At 67.0% G+C, this 17,757-nt stretch carries 16 protein-coding genes; 6 read left to right on the top strand and 10 right to left on the bottom strand.

What is annotated here, in order from left to right; genetic code table 11:
- Positions 1–9: 9 nt before the first annotated feature.
- From KHN93_RS11975 to efp, 3 genes are read right to left on the bottom strand one after another with little or no spacing between them, the layout of a single operon-like run.
- Positions 10–1,347, bottom strand: a complete 1,338-nt coding sequence (locus tag KHN93_RS11975; RefSeq protein WP_024940415.1) for a TRZ/ATZ family hydrolase — start codon at positions 1,345–1,347, stop codon at positions 10–12.
- Between the two features lie 18 nt (positions 1,348–1,365).
- Positions 1,366–2,166, bottom strand: coding sequence for a PA3715 family protein (locus KHN93_RS11980; protein ID WP_486684693.1), 801 nt, complete (start codon positions 2,164–2,166; stop codon positions 1,366–1,368).
- Between the two features lie 52 nt (positions 2,167–2,218).
- Positions 2,219–2,785 carry an elongation factor P gene (efp, locus tag KHN93_RS11985; protein ID WP_007962665.1) on the bottom strand — a complete coding sequence of 189 codons (567 nt, stop codon included), beginning with the start codon at positions 2,783–2,785 and terminating at the stop codon, positions 2,219–2,221.
- A 103-nt stretch (positions 2,786–2,888) separates the two neighbouring features.
- Here efp and epmB point away from each other — a divergent pair, with 103 nt between their 5' ends.
- Positions 2,889–3,917 (top strand): EF-P beta-lysylation protein EpmB, encoded by a 1,029-nt coding sequence (gene epmB, locus KHN93_RS11990; protein ID WP_047128831.1) that lies wholly within the window; start codon positions 2,889–2,891, stop codon positions 3,915–3,917.
- A gap of 98 nt (positions 3,918–4,015) precedes the next feature.
- Here epmB and KHN93_RS11995 read toward each other — a convergent pair whose 3' ends face one another.
- The 3 genes from KHN93_RS11995 to KHN93_RS12005 are packed head-to-tail and all read right to left on the bottom strand — an operon-like array spanning position 4,016 to position 7,878.
- The gene (locus KHN93_RS11995) at positions 4,016–6,133 is read right to left on the bottom strand and encodes a putative bifunctional diguanylate cyclase/phosphodiesterase (protein WP_104622771.1); all 2,118 of its coding nucleotides are present in this window, start codon (positions 6,131–6,133) and stop codon (positions 4,016–4,018) included.
- On the bottom strand, positions 6,130–7,059 hold the full coding sequence (locus KHN93_RS12000; RefSeq protein WP_039526931.1) for a phosphate/phosphite/phosphonate ABC transporter substrate-binding protein: 930 nt from the start codon (positions 7,057–7,059) through the stop codon (positions 6,130–6,132). Before KHN93_RS12000 ends, KHN93_RS11995 begins: the two co-directional genes overlap by 4 nt.
- Positions 7,060–7,110: 51 nt before the next feature.
- The gene (locus KHN93_RS12005; RefSeq protein WP_016905057.1) at positions 7,111–7,878 is read right to left on the bottom strand and encodes an RNA methyltransferase; all 768 of its coding nucleotides are present in this window, start codon (positions 7,876–7,878) and stop codon (positions 7,111–7,113) included.
- Positions 7,879–7,994: 116 nt separating this feature from the next.
- Between KHN93_RS12005 and KHN93_RS12010 the strand changes: the two genes are divergently transcribed.
- A complete protein-coding gene (locus KHN93_RS12010) occupies positions 7,995–8,828 on the top strand; it encodes an inositol monophosphatase family protein (RefSeq protein WP_039521909.1) in 834 nt (277 codons plus the stop codon).
- Between the two features lie 207 nt (positions 8,829–9,035).
- Here the strand turns inward: KHN93_RS12010 and KHN93_RS12015 are convergent, their stop codons facing one another.
- Positions 9,036–9,647 carry a superoxide dismutase gene (locus KHN93_RS12015; protein ID WP_016904847.1) on the bottom strand — a complete coding sequence of 204 codons (612 nt, stop codon included), beginning with the start codon at positions 9,645–9,647 and terminating at the stop codon, positions 9,036–9,038.
- 257 nt (positions 9,648–9,904) lie between these two features.
- Between KHN93_RS12015 and KHN93_RS12020 the strand changes: the two genes are divergently transcribed.
- Positions 9,905–10,354: a guanyl-specific ribonuclease gene (locus tag KHN93_RS12020; protein WP_016904848.1), complete on the top strand. Its 450-nt coding sequence runs from the start codon at positions 9,905–9,907 to the stop codon at positions 10,352–10,354.
- Positions 10,351–10,776: a barstar family protein gene (locus tag KHN93_RS12025; RefSeq protein WP_047125236.1), complete on the top strand. Its 426-nt coding sequence runs from the start codon at positions 10,351–10,353 to the stop codon at positions 10,774–10,776. Before KHN93_RS12020 ends, KHN93_RS12025 begins: the two co-directional genes overlap by 4 nt.
- Before the next feature lie 206 nt (positions 10,777–10,982).
- Here the strand turns inward: KHN93_RS12025 and KHN93_RS12030 are convergent, their stop codons facing one another.
- Complete coding sequence (locus KHN93_RS12030; protein ID WP_039813680.1) at positions 10,983–12,875, bottom strand: ATP-binding cassette domain-containing protein; 1,893 nt, start codon at positions 12,873–12,875, stop codon at positions 10,983–10,985.
- A gap of 88 nt (positions 12,876–12,963) precedes the next feature.
- On the opposite strand from KHN93_RS12030, the gene dbpA reads away from it, so the two are divergent.
- On the top strand, positions 12,964–14,340 hold the full coding sequence (gene dbpA / locus KHN93_RS12035; protein ID WP_039521915.1) for an ATP-dependent RNA helicase DbpA: 1,377 nt from the start codon (positions 12,964–12,966) through the stop codon (positions 14,338–14,340).
- A gap of 146 nt (positions 14,341–14,486) precedes the next feature.
- Here dbpA and KHN93_RS12040 read toward each other — a convergent pair whose 3' ends face one another.
- Positions 14,487–15,047 carry an adenine phosphoribosyltransferase gene (locus tag KHN93_RS12040; RefSeq protein ID WP_024939306.1) on the bottom strand — a complete coding sequence of 187 codons (561 nt, stop codon included), beginning with the start codon at positions 15,045–15,047 and terminating at the stop codon, positions 14,487–14,489.
- A 94-nt stretch (positions 15,048–15,141) separates the two neighbouring features.
- A complete protein-coding gene (locus KHN93_RS12045) occupies positions 15,142–16,698 on the bottom strand; it encodes a protein adenylyltransferase SelO (protein WP_211920180.1) in 1,557 nt (518 codons plus the stop codon).
- Positions 16,699–16,867: 169 nt separating this feature from the next.
- Here KHN93_RS12045 and KHN93_RS12050 point away from each other — a divergent pair, with 169 nt between their 5' ends.
- Positions 16,868–17,743 (top strand): alpha/beta hydrolase, encoded by an 876-nt coding sequence (locus tag KHN93_RS12050; protein WP_211920182.1) that lies wholly within the window; start codon positions 16,868–16,870, stop codon positions 17,741–17,743.
- Positions 17,744–17,757: the final 14 nt, after the last annotated feature.

Genomic DNA, 17,757 nt, shown 5'->3' on the forward strand with positions numbered 1-17,757 from the left:
GACGCGCGCTCAGGCGCGGACGGTGCGGATGCGCTCGCGCCACTGCCGCGCATTGGCGACCAGGGCAGCGGTGTCCATGTCGATGAGCTCGCGCTGCACCAGTTTGGGCTTGCCGGCGATCCACACATCGGTGACCTGATGACGGCCGGCAGCGTAGATCAGTTGCGACAGCACATGATGCAGCGGCTGGGTCTCCAGTGCGGACAGATCCACGCAGACCAGATCGGCCTGCTTGCCGATTTCGATCGAGCCGATCCTGTCGCCAAAGCCCAACGCGCGCGCGCCGCCCAGTGTGGCCGCACGCAGCGTGGTGGCCGCGTCCAGTGCAGTGGCATCGTTAGCCACTGCCTTGGCCAGGATCGCCGCCGTGCGGTTCTCGCTGAACATGTCCAGGTCGTTGTTGCTGGCGCAGCCATCGGTGCCGATCGCCAGGTTCACGCCGGCACGTTGCAGCGCGCAGGCCGGGCAAAAACCCGAAGCGAGCTTGAGGTTGGACTCCGGGCAATGCACCACGCTGACGCCGCGCTCGGCACACAGGTGGATTTCCGCCTCGGTGAGCTGGGTCATGTGCACGGCGATCAGGCGGTCGTTGACCAGCCCCAGGCGATCCAGCCGCGCCAGCGGGCGCTGCCCGTACTGGGCAACCGAATCGGCCACTTCCTGCGCGGTTTCGTGCGTGTGCAGATGCACCGGCAGATCCAGCTGGTCGGCCAGCATGCGCACGCGTTCGAAGTTGGCGTCGTTGACCGTGTACGGCGCATGTGGGGCGAAGGCGGTGCTGATCAGCGGATCGTCGCGCCACTGGTCGTGCAGCTCGCCGGCCCGTGCGAAGTATTCGTCGTCCGACGATGCCCAGGCGGTGGGGAAATCAATGATCACCGCGCCGACCAGCGCACGGAAACCGTGCTGCTTGTACACGGCCGCCTGCACATCGGCGAAGAAGTAGTTCTCGTTGACGCAGGTGGTGCCGCCACGCAGCATTTCGGCGATCGCCAGCGTGGTGCCGTCGGCGACGAATTCCGGCCCGATCACCGCCGCTTCCACCGGCCAGATGTGCTGCTGCAGCCACACCATCAGCGGCAGATCGTCGGCAACGCCACGCAGCAGCGTCATCGGGTTATGCGTGTGCGCATTGACCAGGCCCGGGATCAGGGCCGCCTCCGGGCGCGAGACGGTCTGCGTCGGCGCAAACCGCAGGCGCGCCTCGGCGGTGGGCAGGATCGCCACGATGACGCCGTTGTGCACCGCTACCGCGTGATCGTCGAGCACCACCGCATGCGGCTCGATCGGCACGACGTAGCCGGCTTCGATCAACAGGTCGCAGACTTCGGGAGGGGCATTGGTCATGAGCGGATCCATAAAAGGTTAGTTGTCGAACGGCCAGCTGGGATCGCCACCGGCCACAGGCACATAGCGCTGGCCGTTGTAGCGCAGCACCTGGCGCACGCGACGGGTGCGTTCGGTATCGGTGTCGCTGCCAGCGGCGCTCTCCACGGTAGACACGTTGGCTGTCAGCACGATGTCCGCATAGCCGGCATGTACCTGCGGCGCCATGCTCACGCTCAGATCGGCCACTTCGGTGATCACGTCGCCCTTGCCCAGACTGCACGGCTCGCCTTTCACACGTTGCCACGCATAGAGATCGCGTTGCAGCACCGGGCGCAGGCTACGCCCCTCGCGCACCAGCAGGGTCAATGCCTGATTGCTGTAAAAATCCGGGCAGCTGGGCCCGCGCGCGGCGCTGTGCACCACCACGCCGATCGCACGCACGCCCTTGGCCAGGTCGTAGCGCGCGGTGTCCAGGCGCAGGCTGTCGGCAGCCAGTTCAAAGGCGGCGTCCTCGCCCATTGCCTGCGCGTAGAACGCCAGCACCTTGCCGCTGGCGGCATCGAGCATGGCCACGCGCAACTCGAGGTCGCGCTCGCCAGGCACGCTCTCCGCATCGCCAGCAAATGCGATTGCCGCCAGCCGGATCGCCGCATCGTTCGGCCACGGCTTGCAGCTCTGGGCCACCAGACGGTCGACCGGCACCGCGGCGGCAGCGCCGCCCACGACGCCGGACGTTGCAATGGCCGCAACGGCGGCCACGTCATGGGCATCGCAGGTTGCGGCAGCCGATTGCGCAAACGCCGGGCACGCGAGCAGCGCACCCCACAGCCCCAACACGACACTGGCACTGCGTCCCGCTCGATCAGGCCAGTGTCCCGGACGCATCGTCTTACTTGACGCGCGCCGAGTATTCGCCCGAGCGGGTGTCAACCTTGATGATTTCGTCCTGGTTGACGAACAGCGGCACGCGCACCACCGCACCGGTTTCCAGCGTCGCCGGCTTGCCGCCGCCGCCGGAGGTATCGCCGCGCACGCCCGGGTCGGTCTCGGTGATCTTCAGCTCGACGAAGTTCGGCGGCTGCACCCAGATCGGCGTGCCGTTCCACAGCGTCACGATGCAGTCTTCCTCGCCCTTGAGCCACTTGTCGGCGCCACCCATGCCGGCCTTGTCGGTCTGCACCTGCTCGAAGGTTTCCGGGTCCATGAAGTGCCAGTACTCGCCATCGCTGTACAGGTAGCGCATGTCGGTATCGACCACGTCGGCCACTTCCACGTCGTCGGTTGCCTTCATGGTCATTTCGACCACGCGGCCGGACTTGATGAAGCGGTACTTCATGCGGGTGAAGGCCTGGCCCTTGCCCGGCTTGACGTATTCGGTCTCGGTGATGACCGCCGGCTCGTTGTTGACCAGGATCTTCATGCCGTTCTTGACGTCGTTCATGCCAACAGTGGCCATGGTGCAGCTCCTCGATAAGACCACGACCTGCCACAGGCCGTGGCAGGTCGGATTAGAATGGGGCGCCCGCCGCAACCGGCGGGCATTGGTTTTGTGACCGCACATGATACCCGCAGCCCCCCTCGCCTTGCAGCCATCTCCGCCGCCCACCCTGCAACCGCCGCGCTGGCAGCAGCAGTGGCGCGACGCCGTGCGCGACCCGCGCGCGCTGCTGGCGCTGCTGGGCCTGGAGGCGCAGGCGGCCGGGATCAGCGACGCGGCTGCCGCCCAGTTCCCGCTGCGGGTGCCGCAGGCATTCGTGGCGCGCATGCGCCGTGGCGACCTGCACGACCCGCTGCTGCGCCAGGTGCTGCCGCTGGACGATGAAATGCGGCCGGTGCCCGGCTTCGGCCTGGATGCGGTCGGCGATGGCGCCGCCAAGACCGCCGACGGGGTGATCCAGAAATACCGCGGCCGCGCGCTGCTGATCGCCACCGGCAGCTGCGCGGTGCACTGCCGCTACTGCTTCCGCCGCCACTTCCCGTATGCCGAGGAAACCGCCGCGCGCGACGGCTGGCGCGACGCGGTCGCCACGATCGCGGCCGACCCCGGCATCGACGAAGTGCTGCTGTCCGGCGGCGACCCACTGTCGCTGGCGACCGGCAAGCTGGCCGAACTCACCGATGCGCTGGCCGCCATCGGCCACATCAAGCGCCTGCGCATCCACAGCCGGCTGCCGATCGTGCTGCCCGAGCGCGTTGACGCGCCGCTGCTGGCCTGGCTGCGCAGCCTGCCGTGGCCGGTGGCCTTCGTGGTGCATGCCAACCACGCCAACGAATTCGATACCGCCGTCGACACCGCCATGCGCGCCCTGCGCGAGGCCGGCGCGCAGTTGCTCAACCAGGCCGTGCTGCTGCGCGGGGTCAACGACAGCGTGGACGCGCTGGCGGCCCTGAGCGAACGCAGCTTCGCCGCCGGCGTGCTGCCGTATTACCTGCACCAGCTCGACCGGGTGGCCGGGGTGGCACATTTCGAAGTGGACGATGCGCGCGCGCGCGCCCTGCACACCGAACTGGCCACGCGCCTGTCCGGCTACCTGGTGCCGCGCCTGGTGCGCGAAATCCCCGGCGACACCGGCAAACGGCCGCTGTAACCACCAGCTCTCAAACACATCGGATCGTAGGAGCGCACCCGGGCGCGACGAAGCATGACCGGTAACGCCCGTCGCGCCCGGGTGCGCTCCTACGCTGCTCAGCCTGCGGCGATCAGCTTGACCATGTCAGCCGGGCTCAGCGGGCGGCTGAACCAGTAGCCCTGGCCCAGGTCGCAGCCGCGCTCGCGCAGCAGGTTGAACTGCGCTTCCTGCTCGATCCCCTCGGCCACCACCGTGATGCCCAGCGAATGCGCCATGCCGATGATGGCTGTGGTCAGCGCCAGATCGTCCGGGTCGCGCTGCAGGTCGGCGATGAAACTCTTGTCGATCTTGACCCCGTCCACCGGCACCTGGCGCAGATGGCTCAAGCCGGAGAAACCGGTGCCGAAGTCGTCCAGCCACACCTTCACGCCGGTGCGGTGCAATTGATCGAGCAGGCTGGCAGCCATCATTTCGTCGCCGATCACCGCCGTTTCGGTCAGCTCCAAGTGCAATCGCGCGGCCGGCAGGCCGGACTCGGCCAGGCACTCGGCCACGGTGTCGATCAGGTCGCCACTGCGCAGCTGACGCGGGGAGACGTTGACCGAGATGAACAAGCCCTCGCCCACCACCGGCCATTGCGCCGCTTCCAGGCAGGCCGCGCGCAGCACCTTGGGGCCGATCACCTCGATCAGGCCGCTCTGCTCGGCGATATCGATAAAGGTGGATGGCGCAATCGTGCCCAGCGCCGGGTGCTGCCAGCGCAGCAGCACTTCCACCCCCACCAGCACCCGGTCGCTGGTGCGGTAGATCGGCTGATAGACCAGCCGCAACTCATCGCGATCCCAGGCCCCGCGCAGCTCGTGCTCCATGTGCACGCGCCGCTCCACCGCATGATCGGCGGCACGGCTGTAGAAGCGATGGCAGTTCTTGCCGGCGACCTTGGCCTGGTACATCGCGATGTCGCCGTTCTTCAGCAACGCAGTGGCATTGCTGGCATCGTCCGGGAACAGCGTGATGCCGATCGAGGTGCCCAGGAACACCTCCCGGCCCTGCACGTTCAAGGGGCGGCTCAATTCGTGCACCAGCCGGTCCGCCAGCTGGGCGGCAAGCAGGCTGACATCGCCGTTTTGCAGCAGGATCACGAACTCGTCGCCGCCAAAGCGCGCCAGGATCGCATCGTCGCCGCCCAACGTACCGACCGCGCGGCTGATGCGGCTGGCGAACTGCAGCAGCGCCTCGTCGCCGGCCTCGTGGCCCAGCGTGTCGTTGACGCGCTTGAAGTCGTCGATATCGGCGAACAGCAGCGCCAGCTTGCTGTCGGTGCTGCGGGCGGTGTTGAGCAGATGGTCCAGGCCCTCGCGGAACCCCAGCCGGTTGGTCAGCCCGGTCAGCGCATCGGTGTAGGCCATGTGGCGCACCTCGCGATCGTGCCGGGCGATGCTCTCGCTCATGCGGCCGAAGGCGGAAATCAACTCGCCGATCTCGTCGTTGCGCGGATGCGGCGGCAACTGCACCGCATAGTCGCCACGCTCGATCTGGCGCGCGGCCGCCGCCAGCAGCCGCACCGGCGCCACCAGGGTGCGCTGCACGTAGATGGCCAACAGCACCCCCAGCGCCACCAGCGCGGCCAGCAGCACCAGCAGCCAGCCCAGATCGCGCTTGCCGATCGCGTTGAGGTTCTGCACCAGGGTCAGGTTGGCGCCGGATTCGATCCTGCGCACCCGCTCGCGCGACATGCCCACCCGCACCCCGCCGATGCGCTGGTCGCCGATCTTGATCGGCACCGTCACGTCCAGCACTTCCGGCGTGGATTGCAACAGCATGGCCCGCGCGGTCACCGCCCTGGCTGCGAGCGGGTCGGTCATGGCCTGGCCGTAACGCTGCAGATTGGGCGAGCCGTCGTGCACCAGCCGGCCGCGTCGATCGAACACCAGCACGTAGCTCACCACCTGCTGCCGCGAGGCATTGCGCACCAGTGCGCCCACCGCGCCGAGGTCGGAGTAGTACAACGGATTGGCCAGGCCGTTCGCCAGCTCGGTGGCCAGGGTCTCGCCACGCGTGCGCAGGCTGCGATCGAACAGCTCGTGCAGGATCTGCGCGCTGAGCCCGCGCACCTCGCGCTGCATCGCGCTCTGGCGCTGCAGCAGCGACGCCAGGATCGCACCGACCAGCAGCAGCGTCAGCGCCATCACCAATAGAAAGCGTGCCTGCAGCCCGAAGCGCACCTGAGTCATTCCACTTGGTCCCTGACACGGTGCAAGCCGGCGCTCAGCGCATCCAGGCGGCGGCGGCTGGCAGCATCCAGCGGGTGGAAGGCGGTGGTGCCGAAGAAGCGCTTCAGGGCCGGCCCGGCCTTGGGGTCGGAGGCCGCCTGCAGCAGCACCACGCGCAGCCGCCGCTCCACCGCCGGATCCATGCCGGTGCGCACCATCTCCACCGCGCGCGGCACCGGCGCACTGCGATGCACGATACGGAAATCGCGCTTGAACACCTGCGGCAGATGACGCTCGTCGTCCCAGTCGGCGTTGCTGAAAGCGCCCGCATCGATCAGGTGCTGATGCACGAAGGCGGAGATATTCAATTTCGAGCCGACCATCAGGTAACCCACCGAGCCCGGCACCTGGCTGTCATCCGGCGACAGCAGCACATCGCAGGCGATGCCGTTGCGCACCAGCTCCAGCATCGGCAGCAGATAGCCGCTGGTGGAAGAGGCGTTCTGCAACGCCAGGGTGTGGCCGCGCAACTGCTTGAGCGACTGGATCGGGCTGTCGCGGCGGACGAAGAACACCGTATGGAACTCGCGCAGGCCGGCGCGCTCGGTCATCACCAGCGGGTGCGCACTGCCGCGCTGTTCCAGCAGCATTGCCGCACCGGTGGTTTCACTGACCCAGTCGACGCGGCCACGCCGCAGGTAACTGGACATCTGCCGTGCGTCCGGCGCCATCAGGATTTCGCCACGGCGGATACCGACCTCGTGCATGCGGGGCACCACGTAGTCCAGCAGGGGCTTGAGTTGCGCGTAATGCGTGGCGGGATCGTCGCTGATCCGTCCAAGCACCAATACCGGGGAAGGCGCCGCTGTCGCCGTCGCGGCAAAGCCTGCCCCGGCCAACAGCCCGCAGGCAATCAGACACCATCGTAGACCGCGCAAAACGGACACTCCCCTAGAGCCGCCGACAGCCTAGCCGAATCTTTCGAGATGTGACAGACGTCAGTTTCCGTTGCGCTTTGCCAGCATGGCCATGCGCTGCGCATCAGACAGAATGCCGCGCAGCAAACGCACTTCCTGCTCGCTCATGTCCGCGCGCAACAGCAGCCGCCGCAGCTTGCGCATCGCCGATTCCGGCGCCCGCCCCTTGTGGAAGTCGATCTCGTCCAGGGTCTGGCCCAACTGGCCGAACATGCCTTCCAGTTGGGCATGGCTGGCCGGGCCCTCGCGCAGCGCGCCGGCCGCCGCGGCGGGCGCAGCCTCCGCTTCGCCGGCCGCCAGCTGCGCCAGCCGCACCTCGTACGCCACGACCTGTACCGCCGCCGCCAGGTTGAGCGAGCTGAACGCCGGGTCGGACGGGATATGCAGCGCCGCATGGCAGAGCTGCAGCTCGTCGTTGGTCAGGCCGGTACGCTCGCGGCCGAACACGATCGCCACCTCGGCCGGTTCGCCGGCCTTGGCCCAGGCACGGCGCGCGCCCTCGTCCGGCGGCAGCTCTTCCAGCGCGACCCGGCGCGCACGCGCGGTGCAGCCGATCACCAGGGTGCAATCGGCCACCGCCTCGGCCAGGGTGGCGAAGATCGGCGCCTCGCCGAGCACGTCCTCGGCACCGGCCGAACGCCGATAGGCGTCTTCGTCGAGCGCACGCTCCGGCGCCACCAGCACCAGGCGCGACACCCCCATCGTCTTCATCGCGCGCGCGGCGGCGCCGATGTTGCCTGGATGCTGGGTGCCGACAAGAACAAAACGGATGCGCTGGCTGACGGACATGAACGGAGATTGGGGAGCGATTCGGTCGTAGATGGTAAACTGCGCGGCCGGCTTTGGTGCCGGACCGCTCTTTTACCTTCGCCATTTTCGATTCTGCCTTCACGGGAGCTTTAACCATGCAGAAACCCGCCGTCACCGTCATGGTCAAAGCCGCCCGCCTCGCCGGCAATGTGCTGTTGCGCGGTATCAACAAGCTCGATGCGCTCAACGTGGTGCAGAAAGGCCGCATGGACTACGCCAGCGAAGTCGATGCCGATGCCGAGAAGGTCATCATCAAGGAACTCAAGCGCGGCTACCCCGAGTACGCCGTGTTCGGCGAAGAAGGCGGCGTGCAAGGTGGCAAGAGTGGCCGCTATACCTGGGTCATCGACCCGCTGGACGGCACCAGCAACTATCTGCGCGGCTTTCCGCATTACTGCGTGTCGATCGCGCTGGTGGAAAACGGCGAACCCACCGATGCGGTGATCTTCGACCCGCTGCGCAACGAGCTGTTCACCGCCAGCCGCGGCGCCGGTGCGGTGCTCAACGACCGCCGCATCCGCATCGCCGAACGCAAGGACCTGGAAGGCGCGATGGTCCACACCGGCTTTCCGCCGCGCGAGCGCGCACGCACCAGTGCGCAGCTGAAGTGCGTCGATGCGTTGCTGGTGCAGGCCGAGGATGTGCGTCGTACCGGTTCTGCCGCGCTGGACCTGGCCTATGTGGCCTGCGGCCGCGCCGATGCGTATTTCGAAGCCGGCGTCAAAGCCTGGGACATCGCGGCCGGCGTGCTGCTGGTGCGCGAAGCCGGTGGCCGCGTCTGCGACTACAAGGGTGCCACCCCGCCGCGCATGGACAACATGGGCCCGGAAACGCAGCAGATCGTGGCCGGCAACATCAAGATCAGCGACGCGCTGCAGAAGGTCATCGTCAACACCGGCTACGCCCGCGAGTTCGACGCCAAGTTCTGATCGCTGCCCGACCCAAGTTCTGGTCGACGCCCGCACATCGTAGGAGCGCGCCAGAGCGCGACGGGGCTTTCCCAGCAAAGCCCCTCGCGACCAGGGTCGCTCCTACAACAGCGCGGAGCAAACACAAAAGGCCGGGATCGCTCCCGGCCTTTTGTGTTGGGTGACGCTGTCACAGCGCTACGTGGACCCTAGCGCTGATGCAGGACTTCAGGCGATCGCAGCGTGGTAGCGGCGCTCGACTTCTTCCCAGTTCACTGCGTTGTAAAACGCGCCGATGTATTCCGGGCGACGGTTCTGGTACTTCAGGTAGTACGCGTGTTCCCACACGTCCAGACCCAGGATCGGGGTGTTGCCTTCGAACAGCGGGCTATCCTGGTTGGCGGTGCTTTCCACCACCAGCTTCTTGTCCGGGGTCACGCTCAACCAGGCCCAGCCCGAGCCGAAACGGCTGACGGCGGCCTTCGTGAAGGCTTCCTTGAACTTCTCGAAACCACCGATGTCCTTGTCGATCGCCTTGGCGACCTCGCCCTTGGGCTCACCACCGCCATTGGGCGACAGCACGGTCCAGAACAGCGAATGGTTGGCGTGGCCACCACCGTTGTTGCGCACCGGGCCCTGCAGGTTTTCCGGCAGGCTCTTCAGCTTGGACACCAGCTCTTCCACCGGCAGGTCAGCGTACTCAGTCCCTTCCAACGCCGCGTTGACGTTGTTGATATAGGTCTGGTGATGCTTGGTGTGATGGATTTCCATCGTCTGCGCATCGATGTTGGGTTCCAGCGCGTCGTAGGCGTAGGGCAACTGCGGGAGGGTGTAGGCCATGCGTGTCTCCTGGACTTGCCGCCCGGCGAAGACCGGGCGTTGCGGGGTAGATGGTAAGGACGGCGGCGACGCTTACCAAGGGTATTGGCAGGGAAACTTCATCCCATCGCATGCCGCGTCGTGTTCGCTGCACACCTTGCACCATGCCCCGGTTACTTTGGCGTGAACCGTCCCACCGCCCGGCGCGTTCAAAGTCGACACAGTCGCGCAGCGGCATACTTGCTCTGCCGTCCCACCCCCCTGTTTCTGGAACCGTCATGCGCAAGCCCGCTTTGCTGATCGTCGCCATCGTGCTGCTCGTCGCCGGGTTGTGGGGCATGCGCGCGATGCAGACACCCAAGCCGCACTTCGCGCCGCAGCTCAGCGCGCCGATCGCCGCGGCAGCACCGGTCGAACGCTCACCGCAGCAGCAAGCGTTGCCGGGGTTTCTGCCGACTGAGGCCATGGCCACGATCGTGCTGATCCAGCGCGGCGGGCCATTCCCGCATCCGCAGGACGGCAGCGTGTTCGGCAATCGTGAGCAGCGCCTGCCCGAGCGTCCGCGCGGCTACTACCACGAATACACCGTGGAAACCCCAGGCAGTCCCGATCGCGGTGCGCGCCGCATTGTCACCGGCGGTACCCCGCCGCAGGCGTGGTATTACAGCGACGATCATTACCAGAGTTTCAGATCGTTCCAGGGCCCGGCCCCGGAGCAGGCACCATGAGCGCAGGCGACTTCGCACTGGACCTGTCCGACCCGCAGCAATCAGGCGTCTACCAGGCCGAGACCGACGACCTGGACACCATGGCCGCCCTCGCACGCGATGCAGGCCTGCACATCCTGCGCGTGGACCTGGCCAGCTGCGACGACAAGCACAGGTTGCTGATGCGTCTGGCCACCCAACTGGACTTCCCGGCCGGCTTCGGCCGCAACTGGGACGCGCTCTCCGATGCCTTGCGCGATCTGGCATGGCTGCCGGCGTCGCATGGCTATGCGTTGCTGATTGACGGCGCCGATGCGCTGGCCCGCACTGCGCCGAACGACCGCGACACCTTGCTGGACATCCTCGACGAAGCGGCTACCGCCTGGGCCGCACGCGGGCTCACGTTTGCGGCATTCGTGGCGCCTGCGAGTGCCTGCGACTAGGCGCTGCCTGCCAGACGCATCCCGCAATCACGGGACACAGCACGATCAACACAGCGTATTGGTGATCGGTGTTCACTGGTGCGTATCCAGCGCGCGTTTTACGCGACGCACTGCCCCACAGTTGCCATCTTGTAGTGAAGGTGTGGTGCCAGTTATTCGCACCACACCTCAACAGGCCGGCACGCAGTCGCGCACCGGCTCGATCATCAGCTATCCAGTTCGCTCCAGCGCGCGAACGCCGCATCCAGCCGAGCCTGCGCATCGCCCAATGCGGCCGTATGCGCGGCCATCGCCGCACTGTCGCGCTGATAGAAAGCCGGGTCGTTCATCGCCTCGGTCAGTGCCGCGACCTGCTGCTCCAGGGTTTCGATCAAGGCCGGCAATTGCTCCAGCTCACGCGCGTCCTTGTAGCTGAGCTTGCGCTTGGGCGTGGCATCGGCCGGCAGCGCAGCCGCCACCGGCGTGGTCGCCGCCGCCGTTGCCGATGCCTTGGCGACCGCCATCGCGTTGGGCGCCGGGGTGCGACGCTGACGCAACGAATCGCTGTACCCGCCGACGTAATCGCCGATCAGGCCCTCGCCCTCCATCACCAGGGTGGAGGTCACCACGTTGTCGAGGAAGTCGCGGTCATGGCTGACCAGCAACAAGGTGCCGGTGTACTCGCCCAGCAGCTCTTCCAGCAGCTCCAGCGTTTCCACGTCCAGATCGTTGGTCGGTTCGTCCATCACCAGCAGGTTGGACGGCTGCGCGAACAGGCGGGCCAGCAGCAGCCGATTGCGCTCGCCACCGGACAGCCGGGTGATCGGCGCACGTGCGCGCTCGGGGGTGAACAAAAAGTCCTGCAGATACGCATGCACATGCTTGCGCTTGCCGTTGATCTCGATGAAGTCGCGGCCTTCGGCCACGTTCTCGATCGCGCTCCAGTCCTCGCGCAGCGTGGAACGGTACTGATCGAAGTAGGCGATCTGCAGATTGGTGCCGATGCGGATTTCGCCCTGCTGCGCCTGCAAATCGCCCAGCAGCAACTTCAGCAAGGTGGTCTTGCCGCTGCCGTTGGGGCCGATGAGCCCGATGCGGTCGCCGCGCTGGATGATGGTCGAGAAGTCCTTGACCATCGTGCGTGCGCCGAACGCAAAGCCGACTTCCTTGGCCTCGATCACCTTCTTGCCGGAGGACTCGCCCTGCGAGACTTCCATGCGCACGTTGCCGGTCAGGTCGCGACGCTGCACGCGCTCGTTGCGCATCGATTCCAGGCGCCGCACACGGCCTTCGTCGCGGGTACGCCGCGCCTTGATGCCCTGACGGATCCAGATTTCTTCCTGCGCCAGCATCTTGTCGAAACGCGCGTTTTCCTGCGCCTGCGCATTGAGCCGCTCTTCGCGGCGCCGCTCGTAATTGGCCCAGTCGCCCGGCCAGCTGGTGACCTGGCCACGATCGATCTCGACGATGCGGGTGGCCAACGCACGCAGGAAGCGCCGGTCATGGGTGACGAACAACACGCTGCCGTTCCAGTTCTTCAGGAACGACTCCAGCCAGTCGATGGCTTCGATGTCCAGATGGTTGGTCGGCTCGTCCAGCAGCAGCACATCCGGCGAGGACACCAGCGAGCGCGCCAGCAGCACGCGCCGCTTCATGCCGCCGGACAACCGCGCAAACTCCGCATCGCCGTCCAGTTCCAGCTTGGTCAGCGTCTCGCTGACGCGCTGATCCAGCGCCCAGCCGTCGGCCGCGTCGATCTTGGCCTGCACCTTGCCAAACGCGTCGGCATCGAACACCTCGGCATGGCTGAGCTGATGGAACTCGGCCAGCCAGTGACCCAGCTCGCCCAGGCCGTCGGCCACCACATCGAACACGCTGCCGCCGGTGCCCTGCGGCACTTCCTGCTCCAGCCGCGCGATGCGCACGCCCTGTTGCACGCGCACTTCGCCATCGTCGGGCTTGAGCTCGCCGGCAATCAGTTTCATCAAGGTCGATTTGCCGGCGCCGTTGCGGCCGATCAGGGCGATACGCTCGCCCGGCTCGATCGTGAGGTCGGTTTTTTCCAGCAACAAGGGGCCGCCGACGCTGTAGTCGACGCTTTGCAGAGTGATTAAAGGCATCGGCTGATTGTACGGGAATCGGGAATGGAAAAAGCCTCGCCGTCGCGAATCCCCAATCCCCACTGCCCAATCCCGGCTAAAATGCGCCATGAACGAATTCTCCGCGCTGCCGCTGTCGCCGGCCCTGGCCCCCGGCATCGACGCCCTTGGCTACACCGTCCTTACCCCCATCCAGGCGCAGAGCCTGCCGCCGATCCTGCAGGGGCTGGACGTCATCGCCCAGGCGCCGACCGGCAGCGGCAAGACCGCCGCCTTCGGGCTGGGCCTGCTGCAGAAGCTCGACCCGGCGCTGACCCGCGCGCAGGCGCTGGTGCTGTGCCCCACCCGCGAACTGGCCGATCAGGTCGGCAAGCAGCTCCGCAAGCTGGCCACCGGCATCCCCAACATGAAGCTGGTGGTGCTCACCGGCGGCATGCCGCTCGGCCCGCAACTGGCCTCGCTGGAGGCGCACGACCCGCAAGTGGTGGTCGGCACACCCGGCCGCATCCAGGAACTGGCCCGCAAGCGCGCCCTGCATCTGGGCGGGGTGCGCACGCTGGTGCTGGACGAGGCCGACCGCATGCTCGACATGGGCTTCGAAGAACCCATCCGCGAGATCGCCAGCCGCTGCGACAAGCACCGCCAGAGCCTGCTGTTCTCGGCCACCTTCCCGGACATCATCCGCACACTGGCGCGCGAGATCCTCAAGGACCCGGTCGAAATCACCGTTGAGGGCGCCGACAACGCGCCGGAAATCGACCAGCAATTCTTCGAGGTCGACCCGACCTACCGGCAAAAGGCCGTCGCCGGCCTGCTGCTGCGCTTCAATCCCGAATCCAGCGTGGTGTTCTGCAATACCCGCAAGGAAGTGGACGAGGTGGCCGGCTCGCTGCAGGAGTTCGGCTTCTCCGCGCTCGCCCTGCACGGCGACATGGAACAGCGCGACCGCGACGAAGTGTTGGTGCGCTTCGTCAACCGCAGCTGCAACGTGCTGGTGGCCAGCGATGTGGCCGCACGCGGGCTGGACGTGGAAGACCTGTCGGCAGTGGTCAATTACGAGCTGCCCACCGATACCGAAACCTACCGCCACCGCATCGGCCGCACCGCGCGCGCCGGCAAGCGCGGATTGGCGCTCAGCCTGGTGGCCCCGCGCGAGAGCGGCCGCGCGCAGGCGCTGGAAGCCGAACAGGGCCAGCCGCTGAAGTGGTCGCGCGCGCCCCTGGCCACCGCCCGCCCGGCGCAGCTGCCGCAGGCGGCCATGACCACGCTGCGCATCGACGGCGGCAAGACCGACAAGCTGCGTGCCGGCGACATCCTCGGCGCATTGACCGGCGAAGCCGGACTATCGGGCGCGGCGATCGGCAAGATCGCGATCTACCCCACCCGCTCCTACGTCGCCATCGCCCGCGCGCAGGTCGCCAAGGCGCTGGCGCATCTGCATGCAGGCAAGATCAAGGGACGCCGGTTCCGGGTCAGCAAGCTGTAATCAACGCGCGGCAGCGGCCCTGCCGACCAACCGCTCGGGCGGCGGCGATAGCGTCTGCCGCTCGATCCACAGGGATGGGCATGCTTGCGCATTCCTGTTTTCAGAAAGCCTGATCGGCAAGCTGCTCGATCAGCAAGCTGCCTGGATCAATAGCTCAAGGTAGCCAGCAACGGCACGTCATTGGCCCACTTCTCGCGGCCCTGCAGCGCCAGTAGTTCGACCAGCACCGCCGCGCCGACCACTTCCAGCTCCAGCTGTGCAGCCAGACTCAGGGCCGCGCGCAGCGTACCGCCGGTGGCAAGCACGTCGTCGACAATCAACACGCGCGCGCCGCGTGGCAACGCGTCCTCGTGCATTTCGATGCGGTCGGTACCGTATTCCAGCGCGTATTCCTGGACCAGCGTACGCCCGGGCAGTTTGCCGGGCTTGCGCACCGGCACAAAGCCGGTACGTAGTTCGCGCGCCAGCGCCGACCCCAGGATGAAACCGCGCGCCTCGATGCCCAGCACCGCATCCAGCGGCGTGGTGCGCCAAGGCTGCGCCATTTCATCCAGCGCCGAGGCGAAGTCCGGGCCATCCGACAGCAGCGGCGTGATGTCCTTGAAGACGATGCCCGGCTTGGGAAAATCGGCGATGTCGCGGATCCGTTCGGACCATTGATTGGGTCCGGAAGAATTGGTGCCGGCGCAGCGGGTGCAGTCAGTCATGGTGGTGGTGGCGTCTAGGCCGGTGGGGACCACCCTATTCTAGGCTGCGCGCGCTCACGACGCCGCGTTTACGACATACCTGCATCTGAGCGCGTCAGGAACTGCAGGACAGCATCGAGCAGCCGGCGCGGTCGCGCGCCCAGTTCGGTCGCCGTGCGGCAAACGCCTCGCGGCCCGGCTGCTCGTCGTATGGGTGACGCATGACCTCCAGCAACTCCTGCACGCCGGATGGATCGCCCTGCTCGGCCAGGTCGATCGCCTGCTGCGCCAGATAATTGCGCAGCACGTAACGCGGGTTGGCCAGGCGCATGCGTTCGCGCCGCGCCTGCGGCGACAGCGTGTCCTGCTGCAGCCGCTCAGCGTAGCGCTGCAACCATTCCTGCAGCTGCGCGACATGCGCGAGGCGCTTGTCCTCGTCATAGAACGCCTCACGCAACAGATCGGGATCCGGATGCTCCGGCACCAACGCGATCAGGCCGCGGAAGGTCAGCGTCATGTCCATTTCCGCGTTGTGCATCAGCGCGCGCAGCGCATCGATCAGCTGCAGATCCTCGTCGCGGCAGTCGGCCAGACCCAACTTGGCGGCAGTGTCGCGGCGGTCGCAGGCCAGGTAGGTATCGCGGAAGCGGTCCAGCCCCAGCTGCAGCTGCGCCTGGTCGGCGAACAGCGGTGCCAGCGCCTGCGCCAGGCGCCCCAGGTTCCAATAGGCGACCTGGGGCTGGGTGCCGAAGCGGTAGCGACGGCCCTGCGCATCGGTGGTGTTCGGCGTCCAGTCCGGGTCGTAGTCGTCTACCCATCCGTAGGGGCCGTAATCGATGGTCAGGCCCAGGATCGACATGTTGTCGGTGTTCATCACCCCATGCACGAAGCCCACCCGCATCCAGTGCGCCACCATCACCGCGGTGCGCTCGCAGACCTGCGCGAACCAGGCTGCGTACAGCTCCTCGCCAGCACCTTGCAGCTGCGGGAAATCGCGCGCGATGGTGAAGTCCACCCATTGCCGCAGCAGCGCCAGATCGCCGCGCGCACTGGGCAACTCGAAGTTGCCGAAGCGGATGAACGAGGGCGCCACCCGGCATACGATCGCGCCCGGCTCGCGCTGCGGCCGGCCGTCGTAGAACATGTCGCGCACCACCGCATCGCCGGTGGTGACCAGGCTCAGCGCGCGCGTGGTCGGCACGCCCAGGTGATGCATCGCTTCACTGCACAGGAATTCGCGGATGGACGAGCGCAATACCGCCCGGCCATCAGCACCGCGTGAATAAGGTGTCGGGCCGGCACCCTTGAGCTGCAACTCGTAGCGACCGCCATCGACCCCGATTGCCTCGCCCAGCGAAATCGCCCGGCCGTCACCCAACTGGCCGGCCCAATGTCCGAACTGGTGCCCGCCATAATTGACCGCCCACGGCTGCATGCCCGGGTACAGCGCATTGCCGGCGAATACCTCGGCAAACTGCGCGCTGTTGATCTCGGCCTCATCCAGCCCCAGCCGTTGGGCGACATCGGCCGAATACGCCAGCAGGCGCGGCGCGGCCACCGGCGTCGGCATCACCGTCGACCATGCAGCGCGTACCTCGCGGCGGCGTGGACCTTGTTCGGAATCACCGGGCAGCTGCTGGCGCAGGCGGTTGTCAAACTGCAGAGTCGTCATGCATGCCAGCGTAGGCCAACGACAGTGAACTTCGCATGGGCAACCACGCATCCGGCGTTGCGCACGTACCGTATCTTGGAGCAGCTGGCCGCCAGCAAACGGGCTCGTCCTGCACACGCAGGCAACATCCGCCGCGTTATTCCTCCCCGCCCCTCAAACGACATCGCCCATGCCCTCGCGCACTTCCCGCTGGTTTCGCCCCGCCCTGCTGCTGCTCGGCTCGCTGACACTGACTGCCTGCAGCAGCGTGTTCTTTGGCGGCATCAACGCCGCCTCCAGCCGCGAGGGCATTGTCGAGCACCGCGACCAGGTGTTCGATCCGGCGCATGGTCTGGCCCTGGACGTCTACCAGCCGCGCGGCGCGGTGGATGCACCGGTGGTGGTGTTCTTCTATGGCGGCACCTGGAAGCGCGGGACGCGCGCCAACTATCGCTGGGTCGGACGCGCGCTCGCGCGCCAGGGCGTGGTGGCGATGGTGGCCGACTATCGCAAGTATCCGCAGGTCGGCCTGCAGGGCTTCATGTCCGACGCTGCCGGCGCCACCGCCTGGGGCTATCGGCATGCGCATGACTACGGTGGCGACCCGACGCGCCTGGCGGTGATGGGCCACTCTGCAGGCGCGCATATGGCCGCGCTGCTGGGTACCGACGCGCGCTGGCTGCAGGTGCAAGGCCTGCAACCCCGACAACTGTGCGGGGTGGTGGGTCTGGCCGGGCCCTACGACTTCCTGCCGCTGACCGACCCGGAGCTGATCGAGATCTTCGGCGAGGCACCGGCCGCGCAACAGCAATCGCAGCCGGTGCGCTATGTCGGCGGCGACGAACCGCCGATGCTGCTGCTGCACGGCGATGCCGATCGCGTGGTCGAGCTGCAGAACAGCACCTCGTTGCAGCACGCCCTGCAACGTAAGGGCGGCACGGCCGAGTTGAAGGTCTACCCGAGCATGGGCCATCTCGGCATCGTGCTGGCGCTGCGCAAACCGCCCGAGCGCTCGCCCGTGCTGCGCGACACGCTGCAGTTCCTGCGGCAATGTCGGGCGCCTTGATTGGGCGGTACGGG

It is taken from the genome of Xanthomonas arboricola pv. juglandis, from assembly GCF_905367715.1.
GTDB lineage: Bacteria > Pseudomonadota > Gammaproteobacteria > Xanthomonadales > Xanthomonadaceae > Xanthomonas > Xanthomonas arboricola.

Coding starts and splice junctions, on each gene's coding strand:
- KHN93_RS11975 (WP_024940415.1), bottom strand. CDS start 1,347: ATGACCAATGCCCCTCCCGAAGTCTGCGACCTGTTGATCGAAGCCGGC.
- efp (WP_007962665.1), bottom strand. CDS start 2,785: ATGGCCACTGTTGGCATGAACGACGTCAAGAACGGCATGAAGATCCTG.
- epmB (WP_047128831.1), top strand. CDS start 2,889: ATGATACCCGCAGCCCCCCTCGCCTTGCAGCCATCTCCGCCGCCCACC.
- KHN93_RS11995 (WP_104622771.1), bottom strand. CDS start 6,133: ATGACTCAGGTGCGCTTCGGGCTGCAGGCACGCTTTCTATTGGTGATG.
- KHN93_RS12005 (WP_016905057.1), bottom strand. CDS start 7,878: ATGTCCGTCAGCCAGCGCATCCGTTTTGTTCTTGTCGGCACCCAGCAT.
- KHN93_RS12010 (WP_039521909.1), top strand. CDS start 7,995: ATGCAGAAACCCGCCGTCACCGTCATGGTCAAAGCCGCCCGCCTCGCC.
- KHN93_RS12015 (WP_016904847.1), bottom strand. CDS start 9,647: ATGGCCTACACCCTCCCGCAGTTGCCCTACGCCTACGACGCGCTGGAA.
- KHN93_RS12020 (WP_016904848.1), top strand. CDS start 9,905: ATGCGCAAGCCCGCTTTGCTGATCGTCGCCATCGTGCTGCTCGTCGCC.
- KHN93_RS12025 (WP_047125236.1), top strand. CDS start 10,351: ATGAGCGCAGGCGACTTCGCACTGGACCTGTCCGACCCGCAGCAATCA.
- KHN93_RS12030 (WP_039813680.1), bottom strand. CDS start 12,875: ATGCCTTTAATCACTCTGCAAAGCGTCGACTACAGCGTCGGCGGCCCC.
- dbpA (WP_039521915.1), top strand. CDS start 12,964: ATGAACGAATTCTCCGCGCTGCCGCTGTCGCCGGCCCTGGCCCCCGGC.
- KHN93_RS12040 (WP_024939306.1), bottom strand. CDS start 15,047: ATGACTGACTGCACCCGCTGCGCCGGCACCAATTCTTCCGGACCCAAT.
- KHN93_RS12045 (WP_211920180.1), bottom strand. CDS start 16,698: ATGACGACTCTGCAGTTTGACAACCGCCTGCGCCAGCAGCTGCCCGGT.
- KHN93_RS12050 (WP_211920182.1), top strand. CDS start 16,868: ATGCCCTCGCGCACTTCCCGCTGGTTTCGCCCCGCCCTGCTGCTGCTC.